Raw genomic sequence first — 10678 nt, 5'->3', positions numbered from 1 at the left:
ACATCTTAATTAAAAATATTGCTCAATATTCCCTATTTTTCCGATTATCCTATACGGAACTTGCTGCTACACTCATTCAGATCTCATTCTTCAAGGCCAAGGACATGCTGGAACTCCCTTCTAAATTACCCGATTTGGGCGTGACCATTTTTAGTACCATGTCGGCCTTGGCACAAAAACTCGGAGCCTTGAATCTTTCTCAAGGATTTCCAGACTTTGCAGCGCCTCCTGCCTTGATTGAAGCTTTAAACCGGGCTAGCCAGAATGGATTTAACCAGTACGCTCCGGGAGATGGTCTGCCAGTCTTGCGAGGTCTAGTGGCAGATCTCTATCAGCAGCGTGATCAACTGATGATTGATCCTTTCGAGGAAATCACGATTACGCCTGGGGCCACGATTGCGATTTTTTGTGCCATTCAGGCCACAGTGCGCGCCGGTGAAGAAGTAATTATTTTCGACCCGAGCTATGACAGTTATGGCCCTGCGGTACAACTGGTCGGGGCAAAGCCAGTGCATATTGCTTTGCAGCATCCTGATTTTTCTGTGGACTGGAATCAGGTCAAAGATACCATTAATGACCGTACCCGCATGATTGTGGTGAATACGCCACATAACCCGAGTGGTAGTGTCTGGTCCAAGGCAGGCTGGCAGCAACTGATCGAGCTGATTCGCGAGCGCAATATTGTGGTGCTGTCCGATGAAGTCTACGAACATCTGGTTTTTGACGGCGTTCAGCACTATTCGGCCTGGTCATTTCCAGAACTTCGTGAGCGGAGTTTTGTGATTGGTTCTTTTGGTAAAACCTTCCATGTCACTGGCTGGAAAACCGGATTTTGTATTGCTGCACCCGCACTGATGAAAATGTTCAGACAGATTTATCAGTTTGCCAGTTTCTGTGGTGTGACGCCCGTTCAGGTTGCCTTGGCGGAATATATGCAACTGCATCCTGAGCATATACCTGAACTGTCCTCTTTCTATCAAAACAAACGGGATTTATTTAACTCATCCATTGAAACGTCACGCTTTAAATGGACACCTTCTCAAGGGACTTATTTCCAGAACTTAGATTATTCAGAGATTCGGCCTGAGCTCGATGATTTATCCATGTGCCATTTTCTGGCAGAACAACATGGGATTGTCGCGATTCCAGTCTCTGCGTTCTACCAGCATCCTCCTACAGATTTACGCTTGCTCAGGTTTTGCTTTGCAAAAAAAGAACAAACCTTGATCCAGGCAGGTCAAATTCTTTCAAAGGTTTAACTCATTTTTTAACTAAAAATCTCATAAAATAAATGCCTTAGTTACTTAAAAGCTAAGGCTTTTTCTTATATTCTGCCAAATAATAGCTGCATCAACAAATAGATGATAATTCAATCACAGGATGTCGCATGGCACAGCACTCACTGATTCATCAACAGAATTTATGGAAAGCCTTTCTGGTATTTCTGTTGCCATTAATTGCGACCAATATCCTGCAAAGTCTCTCCGGCACGATCAATACGGTTTTTGTGGGACAAATGCTCGGAGTGAATGCGATTGCTGCTGTTGCCGTTTTTTTCCCGATCCTGTTTTGTCTGATGGCCTTTGTGATTGGTTTATCGGCCGGCTCTACCGTATTGATTGGCCAGGCTTGGGGCGGGAAAAATATAGAAAAAGTGCGCTGTGTGGTCGGTTCAACTTTATTTATGACCTTGATTGGCGGCAGCTTGATTGCACTTTTTGGGGTAATTTTTGCTGAGAATATTCTCTTGGCGCTTGGCACAGATCCGGATGTGATGCATTTATCCTTGCCCTATGTGCAATGGATGCTGGTGGGTAGCCCCTTAATCTTTATCTATATTATTTATACTTCCATCTTGCGCGGTGTTGGGGATAGTACCACCCCCCTGTTTGCTTCCGCACTTACCATTGGGGTCGGGTTGGTGGTGACACCGGTACTGATTGCAGGTTATTTTGGCTTTCCTAAAATGGGTATAATCTCGCCGGCGATTGCCACCATTCTGGGAAATCTGGCGGTCCTGTTGTTTTTAATCCTGTATTTGAATTATAGGCAGCATCCGCTCAAACTCGACTGGGCCTTATTAAAAAATATTCGTCATCAACCACAGTTAAGCAGAATGATCTTGAAACTGGGGGTTCCTACTGGTGTGCAAATGGTCACCACTTCAGTTGCCGGACTGGTGATTGTCGGACTGGTGAACCGCTATGGTGCAGAAGCAACAGCGGCCTATGGCGCGGTCAATCAGGTCTTAAATTATATTCAATTTCCCGCTTTGTCAATTGCGATTGCCGCGTCTGTATTTGGTGCTCAAGCCATTGGCGCAGGTAAATCAGATCTGCTCAATAAAGTAACCCGGACTGCGCTGAGTATGAATATCCTGTTTACCGGCGGTCTGGTGATTCTGGCTTATTTGTTCTCCAAATATCTGATGGCCTTATTTATTACCGATCCTAAGGTTGTAGTACTGGGACAACAACTGCTATTTATTGTGCTGTGGTCAATCCTGTTTTTTGGTGCCAGTGCCATTTTTGCTTCAATCATGCGCTCGAGTGGTACGGTGACCGTGCCAATGTTAATCAACATTTTTGCCATTCTCTGTATTGAAGTTCCCGCCGCTTATCTGTTTAGCCGGTGGTGGGGTCTGGAAGGTATCTGGTATGCCTATGCGTTGGCCTTTGTCAGCCTGTGTATTTTGCAGGGAGTGTATTATCAGTTTGTCTGGAAGAAAAAAACGGTTGAAGCGTTGATTTAGATGGAGGTTTTTTACGTGCCTAAAGCATTACAGGAGTTAATACTCTCATTTGCAAAAAATTAGCCCCTATCACAGCGATAAAAAAACCCGCTTTCGCGGGTCTGTTTTGCATTTTTTTAAGCAGACTTTTTCTTCTTTTTACCAAACTGGGTCGCCAGTGCAGTGACATGCTGATAACCGGTCGGCAAGATCCGCTGAATCAGGTCAATTGCTTTGGCATCATTACCGATCAGCAGACGGCGCTTGTCTTTTTGTACCGCCTCCAGAATTTGACGAGCGGCTTCTGCAGGTGGACAACGCAATAATTTATTAAAATTACGGGCTGATTTTTCCGGATTCATACCTAAAGTCAGCAGGCTGTTATTCATTTTTGCAGCATTGGCAATATTGGTACGGATACCGCCCGGATGTACACACAGTGCACTCACCCCACAATTTTCCATATCCAGTTCCTGACGCAGGGATTCAGTAAAACCACGTACCGCAAACTTGGTCGCGTTATAAGCAGACTGGGTCGGTTGAGCAGTCAGACCAAACAGGCTGGAAATATTGATGATATGACCATCGCCGGTTTTCTTGATCAAAGGTAAGAATTCTTTGGTTCCGTAAACTACACCCCAGAAATTGATTCCGACAATCCATTCCAGTTCTTCATAAGATGCCCCTTCAACGGTTGAACCCAGTGCAACGCCGGCATTGTTAAAGATCATATTGACACTGCCATGATCCTGTTCGACCTGTGCCGCCCAATTACGCACCTGCTCCAATTCTGCTACGTTTACTTTCTGAATGGTGACACGGACATCACTTTCTTTGAGCAATTCGAGCGTTTGCGCCAGACCCTGTTCATTAATATCACTCAGAGCCAGATGACAACCCTGCTGAGCCAGTAATACCGCCAGTTGCTGACCAATACCTGAACCGGCCCCGGTAATCGCGGCAACTTTATTGTTAAAATTTTTCATTCAATTTCCTTATGTAAAGAACTGCCATTCCATGACAGCAGGATCTTGTTCTGTTGTTTCAGGAGCTAGCACAGATCCTCAATATAGTTTTGACAATATATATTGTCAATAATTATCCCATGTCCTTAGAGGCCAAATTTCAGGGCAGCATTTCCATATAGGTCTAAGCGAGATTTATTGCTAAGATATTCAAAATCTTCATGCAGATGAGCACACAGGCCTTATGACCGATTCGATCGACTCAGTAGCAAAATCACGACCCTCCAAAACCAAGGAGCGTCAGTTTAAAGGCCTGTCGATGGCTGAACGACAGCAGGCACGTCGTGAAAAACTGATCGAAGCCGGAATTGAAGCCTATGGCAGTTATGGTTTTTTTTCAGTTACCGTCAAAGATATCTGTAATGAAGCCAAACTAACCGAACGTTATTTTTATGAATCCTTCAAGAAAAGCGAAGATCTGTTTCAGACCATTTTCTTAAAACTGATTGATGAACTGCAACAGAATGTCATGCAGGCCATGATGCAGGCATCGACCGATCCGAAAAAAATGATCGAAGCCGGTTTGAGTGCGCTGCTCACTACCCTGCGTGACAATCCACGTATGGCACGGATCATTTATATCGATGCCATGCTGGTACAGGAGCTGCATAATCAGGCCACTATTCATGAAACCATGTCACGTTTCGACCGCATGATTCATGCCTTTGTCATGTTGATGATGCCTCAGTTAAATCGCAGCGAGCAGGAAATTTCCCTGGTGTCGACCGGTTTAAATGGCTATGTCACCCAAATTGCCATTCGTTGGGTGATGAGCGGTTTTAAGCATTCGCTTGAGGAAGTTTTATCGTCTTGTAGTGTGGTTTTTTTGGCGCTGCTCGAGTCATTTTCCGAGAAAAAATAGCTGTTAAATCCTGTGCTTAATAGGCTTTCCTGCATTTACCAGTGAGTTGAAGATTTATGCTGTACTACGGAAATGAGTAAAATTAATTTATGATTTTTTAACAAGTTTCTGCGCTATATTTGTCACAAATCTTTGCGAATTTCAGCAGTTTTTCCCTTTCTGCAATGATACTGTCATAATTAGTCTTTGTAATAAGCCTGTCATAAATATAAAACGGTTCACCGTTTACATGAAATAGGGTATTGCGTTGTGAAAGATGACTACATATTAATCGTCGATGACGAGCTCCCGATTCGGGAAATGATCCATACCTCTCTGGATATGGCCGGTTTTCAGTGCTTACAGGCAGAAGATGCCAAGCAGGCGCATCAGATGATTGTGGATCAGCGTCCGGCACTGATTTTGCTGGACTGGATGATGCCGGGTGGTGTCAGCGGTGTGGACCTGTGTCGTCGTCTGAAACGTGATGAAAGCCTGTCAGAAATTCCGGTGATCATGCTCACAGCGCGCGGTGAAGAAGACCACAAGGTACAAGGTCTGGATGCCGGTGCCGATGACTACATGACCAAACCATTCTCGACGCGGGAACTGGTCTCGCGGATTAAGGCGGTACTGCGCCGCGCCAATGCCCTAAGCGGTGAAAAAACCATTGATGCCAATGGCCTGATTCTGGATCCGGTCAGCCAGCGGGTGAATTTTGGTAATAACATTCTGGAAATGGGGCCGACTGAATACCGTTTGCTGGCATTCTTTATGACCCATCCGGAACGTGCCTATACCCGTGCGCAATTGCTGGATCAGGTGTGGGGCGGTAACGTCTATATTGAAGACCGGACCATCGATGTGCATATCCGCCGTTTGCGTAAAGTGCTGGAACCTTATGGTGTAGACCGTTTTGTACAGACCGTTCGCGGAACGGGCTATCGCTTTTCGACCCGTTCAGATGTCGCTTTAGGTTAATATCTTTTAAGGTAAATCTTGTTTTATGTATGAACCCTACCCTGTCCCCGAACTGGCACGCGAACATAAAAGAATCCGTTACAGCAGTTTATGGGATTTTGCGAAGCAGGATTTACGCTTACTGGCTTTTTTCCTGATTATCGCCAGCTTTATCGGTTTTGGGATTGGGTATTTCTGGATTTGTATCGTAATTGCCTTCGTGGCGTTCTTTGCGACCCAAATGCGTTCCTTATATCTGGTCAATGAATGGATTTCCAATCGCCCCTATGATGTTCCGCCTAATATTGGCGGAATTTGGGGTGCACTGCTTTTCAATGTTTATCGCGCCCAACGTCAGGAACGGATTGTTCAGGCAGAAATGGTCGAACTGATTGATCGTGCACAATCTTCGCTGGTGGCCTTGCAAGAAGCCGTGGTACTACTTGATGAAAACCAGCAGATTGAATGGTGGAATCCGGCAGCCGAACGTCTGCTCGGAATCTCCAGTGATGACCGTCGCCGTAATATCCTGACCTTGTTACGCCAACCAAGCTTTATCGAATACTATCACCATATTGATGAATCCCCGGACGGCCTGAAAATGCGTTCTTCGCTGTTTGAAGACCATTATGTGCAGGTCAAAATGACCCGTTTTGGCGGAGAAAGTCGGGTACTGGTCGCTTATGATGTGACCCGGATGCACAATCTGGAACAGATGCGAAAGGATTTTGTCGACAATATTTCACATGAACTGCGCACTCCTTTGACCGTACTCAGCGGTTATATTGAAACCTTTACCGATCAGGAAGATATTAATCCACGCTGGAAACGCGCTTTTGATCAGATGCAGTCGCAAACCCGACGCATGAATGCTCTGGTCAACGACCTGCTGCTGCTGTCACGTCTGGAAAATGATAAGAATATTGCCAAAAACCAGATCATTGAAATGCCGAGTCTGATGAACCAGCTATTCGATGATGCCCAGGCCTATAATATTGATTATGGTCATACCCTGAATCTGGACATTGACAGTCATTGCGATCTGATCGGTTCAGATATGGAACTGGCCAGCGCTTTTAGTAATCTGATCACCAATGCCATCAAGTACACGCCTAAAGGCGGTACCATCACCATCGGCTGGCATGATGACGGTGAATCGGCCTATTTTGTGGTGCAAGATAACGGCATCGGTATTGACCCCAAACATCTGCCACGACTGACTGAGCGTTTTTACCGCATCGATTCAGACCGCAGCCGCCGGACTGGTGGTACCGGTTTGGGATTGGCAATTGTTAAACATGTGCTGATGCAGCATCAGGCACATCTGGAAATTGAGTCCAAGGAAAACCAGGGTTCTACTTTTAAGGTAGTTTTCCCTAAAGAACGTCTCAGCTTTCCAGAGTAATATAACCATCAAAAAAGGTGCCATCGGCACCTTTTCTTTTAAGCGTTTAAGAGCTGATCTGTTTTTCTTTGGACAGTGCACGCGCATAGGCAGCACGTTGCGACACCCGTTTAAGATAGGCTTGAATCGCTGGATAGCTTTGACCCGTCCGGCTCTGCATGGCCTCCAAAGGAAAACTCATCTGAATATCGGCAAAACTGAAATGCCCGGCAAAATAATCATGCTCACTCAAATAGCTTTCCAGAAACTGGATATGATCTTTTAAACGGCTCTGTACAAATTGCTTTTTCACCCCATCACAGATTTTCTTGGCCACAGGTCGAATCAGCAAAGGCGTATGTTTAGGCACTGTGGTCATTACCAGTTGCATCACCAGCAGCGGCATTAACGAGCCTTCCGCATAATGCATCCAGTAACGGTACTGGGCCTTGTCGGCAATATCTTCTGGGCGAAACTGCTGCTTTTCATCATAAGTTTCCTGCAAATATTCCAGGATCGCCGCAGATTCTGCCAGTACCTGACCCTGATCGACCAGAATCGGGGCTTTGCCCAACGGATGGATCTGTTTTAAGGCCGGTGGCGCAGAAAGGTTGGGCTGACGTTTATAGTATTTAACCTCGTAATCCAGTCCTAATTCTTCCATGGCCCACAGGATACGAAATGATCGTGATTGTTCGAGATGATGTAAAACACGCATATTAGACTCATGATTTTATTGTTTTTGCCCACTGAGCATAGCAAAAAGCAGCAGACTCTAGCTCATTTTTTGATGACTGTAATGATATGTATCCTATGTTGCAGATTCATTATTTGAGTTCAACTCAGACAGCGTTCCATATTCCCATCATTTTTAGCATTTATCGGGAAGCCCGCATCTGGTCTGGAAATGCGGGCGCTTCTAAACGTGGTCCATCATAGGCAGGAATGGAACCAAAACGTTCATGACCTTCAATCCATTGTTCCCGCGCAATTTTAAGTTCCTCTGTCGTGCGCCCGACCAAATTCCACCACAGTAAAATCGGGCTTTCAAATGGCTCCCCACCAATCAATAGCACCCGGCTCCCGGCATGAACTTCAGCATTGACCTGCTGTAAGCCGGGCTCCAGGATCAGCATATTATCTTCATTTAGTTCATGGCCATTTATACTGGCCGTCCCCTCAAGCACCATAAAGCCATATTCAAATTTCGGATTCAGAGGCAAGCGCGCACTAGTACTTTGAGCTGCATACAGGTCTACTCCGAGTAGTTCGCTATGTACTTTAACCGGTGATCTCGTTTTTAAATATTCTCCGACCAGCACGGTAAATTCAATGCCTTGCTCATTGACGACCGGCAATTCAGGATAATGTTCAAAACCTGGTGCCATATTGATCTTGTCATCCGGCAAGGCAATCCATAACTGTGCTGCATGCATATGTGTCTCACTTTCAGGAGAGACTTCGGTATGTGAAATGCCATAACCCGAGGTCATCAGATTGACCTGCTTGGGACGAATCAACTGCTGATTTCCCAGACTGTCATTGTGCATCATGCTGCCTTCGATCATCCATGTAAAGGTCTGCAGACCAATGTGCGGATGTGGTCCGATATCCAGACCATCTCCTTGCGGGAAAATGGCCGGACCCGCATGATCCAGAAAACACCAGGCACCAATCATGCGCTTATGTCTGCTTGGCAAGGCACGTTTAATCACGGTGCCCTGTCCGATTTCCGCGCGACGTAAAGGAAACTCCTGAATAAACTGATTCACATACTTTTCACAATCATCGGAATTCGACAGTTCAATATCACTATTATTCGACATGGCTGAGCTTACCTCGGCATTTTCATTCTACTTTTGAGTGGGTGAGACATGCATTTGACCGATTCAAGATGCCTCTCTGTTCAGGACAATGTACAGGGTCTATGGGCAAAATCTATCCCTGGAAATATTTAGATACGTATAAAACTCCTCACTAGTCTCATTAATTTAAATCCTGAAAGGCAGATGGGATTTGTATCCAAAGCCCCCCAAAATTAAGTTTTAGCAAGGCAATCATGATTTAGGCACATGGCGTTATGAGTTTAAATAAACTGAAGATCAGGAATGTCATTTATGTTTCACGTGAAACGAATCCATAACAACCAAATATCCCAATGAATAAGATGATTATTCATGTATTTCAATCACTTTCAATTTTACAAAACACAAATTTTGTTACGTTTTAGCTTTAAAAACTTCCCGGATACCCAATTTTTGGGAGGTTATTTTTTACTCAACCACGGCATAATAGGCACCTATAAAAATAACACTGGACCAGGACATGTCTGCTCAGAATGAGAATATATATTCAACGGCGAATGTATCTTTTCAAAATTCGACGACCGATAAATCACTGAAATTATCTGAATGTGATCTGCAGAACCGTCAGCTGATTGAACAGGCGCTAACAGATCCTCATGCCCGTATTCCTGCCCCGTTTCAGCAGTATTTTCATGATTATGTCTATACGCATAGTCATCATAACTTGCGTCAAATTAACTATCTGGCGCAAATTGCCTTTTTACTGTATTTCTTTGCCGATATTCTGATTATTCCAGACATGTTTTTTATTTCTGGTCTGATGCGCGTCGTTCTGGTTCTGGGCGCCATGTTTTGCTGTTATTACCTGTTTAAAAAACATAAAAATATTCAGATTCTGGACAGAATCTTGCCGATAGGCACCACTGTGGCTGCAGCGGCCTGGATTGGCTTACTCGCGCTTTCAACCAGTCCCCATGTTGCCACCTATATTTACGCCTCTGCGATCTTTATTCTCATCGCCAATCTCTGTATACAGACCCAGTTTAAAGTCGCGGTCTATTGCTCCATCTTAATCGCCCTGTTTATCATGCTTGGGATATCCCAGTTCATGAGTGCTTCTCAAGCCTTTATTTTTAGCGTGGTCTTTAGTCCACTGTGGTTTTTTAGTATTTATATTAACTGGAATAATATTCTAAATGTGCGGCGTTCTTTTTTGCGCTCCCTGCTTGATGAATGGAACTATCAAACCTTAAAGAATCTGGCCCATACCGATGATTTGACCCAGCTCTACAACCGTCGCCATTTTGTCGATATGGCTGAACGCTCTATTCATCAATGGCCTAAACATGCCAGTAGCTGCCTGTTGATGTTTGATGTGGATCATTTTAAAAATATTAATGATAGCTATGGGCATGATGTCGGTGATCGGGTGCTACAACTGATTGCTGAGGTGACCCGTAAAGAAATGCGGCATAGCGATGTACTGGCACGTTTTGGTGGGGAGGAATTTATCGCCCTCCTAGAAGATACTCAGCTGCAAGACAGCTGGGTGATTGCAGAACGAATTCGTTGTGCAATTCAAAAGCAGTACATTTATGTCGAACCCAATCATGCCATCCGGTTCACCATTTCGATCGGTGTAGCAGAACTGGAATCCCATACCCAACCCCTGGAAGACCTGATCAAACAAGCCGATATTGCCTTGTATCAGGCCAAGAAGTCTGGCCGAAACCGGATTGAGGTCTATCATCCAGATATGCTGAATAAGCCCAAGCCTGCGACAGAAAATCCCTGGAATGTATTTAAGCCAGACACTCAACCAGCCCAGTCAACGGCGAATTAAAGCTGGATCATTAGTCTGTTCTATAAGCTAGGATCATCCTTAGAATGCACTAATCGGGGATTTCATTTTATAAAATAAATTTGATTCTT

Annotated in this window: 9 protein-coding genes; 6 read left to right on the top strand and 3 right to left on the bottom strand. The window is 44.8% G+C overall.

Annotated features, from left to right (window positions below):
* Positions 1 to 104: 104 nt before the first annotated feature.
* Entirely contained in the window at positions 105 to 1259 is a 1155-nt protein-coding gene (locus Q9R21_RS08305) for a methionine aminotransferase (protein ID WP_311204260.1), read from the top strand.
* 128 nt (positions 1260 to 1387) lie between these two features.
* Positions 1388 to 2752 (top strand): MATE family efflux transporter, encoded by a 1365-nt coding sequence (locus Q9R21_RS08300; protein WP_311204138.1) that lies wholly within the window; start codon positions 1388 to 1390, stop codon positions 2750 to 2752.
* Between the two features lie 116 nt (positions 2753 to 2868).
* Here Q9R21_RS08300 and Q9R21_RS08295 read toward each other — a convergent pair whose 3' ends face one another.
* The gene (locus Q9R21_RS08295) at positions 2869 to 3717 is read right to left on the bottom strand and encodes an SDR family oxidoreductase (RefSeq protein ID WP_148334837.1); all 849 of its coding nucleotides are present in this window, start codon (positions 3715 to 3717) and stop codon (positions 2869 to 2871) included.
* Positions 3718 to 3940: 223 nt separating this feature from the next.
* Between Q9R21_RS08295 and Q9R21_RS08290 the strand changes: the two genes are divergently transcribed.
* The 3 genes from Q9R21_RS08290 to phoR all read left to right on the top strand — a co-directional run bounded on the left by Q9R21_RS08290 (position 3941) and on the right by phoR (position 6962).
* Positions 3941 to 4618: a TetR/AcrR family transcriptional regulator gene (locus tag Q9R21_RS08290; protein WP_311204137.1), complete on the top strand. Its 678-nt coding sequence runs from the start codon at positions 3941 to 3943 to the stop codon at positions 4616 to 4618.
* A gap of 249 nt (positions 4619 to 4867) precedes the next feature.
* Positions 4868 to 5578 carry a phosphate regulon transcriptional regulator PhoB gene (gene phoB / locus Q9R21_RS08285; protein WP_004280972.1) on the top strand — a complete coding sequence of 237 codons (711 nt, stop codon included), beginning with the start codon at positions 4868 to 4870 and terminating at the stop codon, positions 5576 to 5578.
* A gap of 25 nt (positions 5579 to 5603) precedes the next feature.
* A complete protein-coding gene (gene phoR / locus Q9R21_RS08280; RefSeq protein ID WP_005264642.1) occupies positions 5604 to 6962 on the top strand; it encodes a phosphate regulon sensor histidine kinase PhoR in 1359 nt (452 codons plus the stop codon).
* A 46-nt stretch (positions 6963 to 7008) separates the two neighbouring features.
* Here phoR and Q9R21_RS08275 read toward each other — a convergent pair whose 3' ends face one another.
* A complete protein-coding gene (locus Q9R21_RS08275; protein WP_005265446.1) occupies positions 7009 to 7659 on the bottom strand; it encodes a glutathione S-transferase family protein in 651 nt (216 codons plus the stop codon).
* 160 nt (positions 7660 to 7819) lie between these two features.
* Positions 7820 to 8767 (bottom strand): pirin family protein, encoded by a 948-nt coding sequence (locus tag Q9R21_RS08270; protein ID WP_243474743.1) that lies wholly within the window; start codon positions 8765 to 8767, stop codon positions 7820 to 7822.
* Positions 8768 to 9266: 499 nt separating this feature from the next.
* Between Q9R21_RS08270 and Q9R21_RS08265 the strand changes: the two genes are divergently transcribed.
* Complete coding sequence (locus tag Q9R21_RS08265; RefSeq protein ID WP_311204136.1) at positions 9267 to 10589, top strand: GGDEF domain-containing protein; 1323 nt, start codon at positions 9267 to 9269, stop codon at positions 10587 to 10589.
* The last annotated feature ends 89 nt before the right edge of the window (positions 10590 to 10678 follow it).

It is taken from the genome of Acinetobacter sp. RG5 (assembly GCF_031844265.1).
Lineage (GTDB): Bacteria > Pseudomonadota > Gammaproteobacteria > Pseudomonadales > Moraxellaceae > Acinetobacter.
Note: the sequence above shows the minus strand (reverse complement) of the source record. Positions and strands in the feature narration are given on the sequence as shown.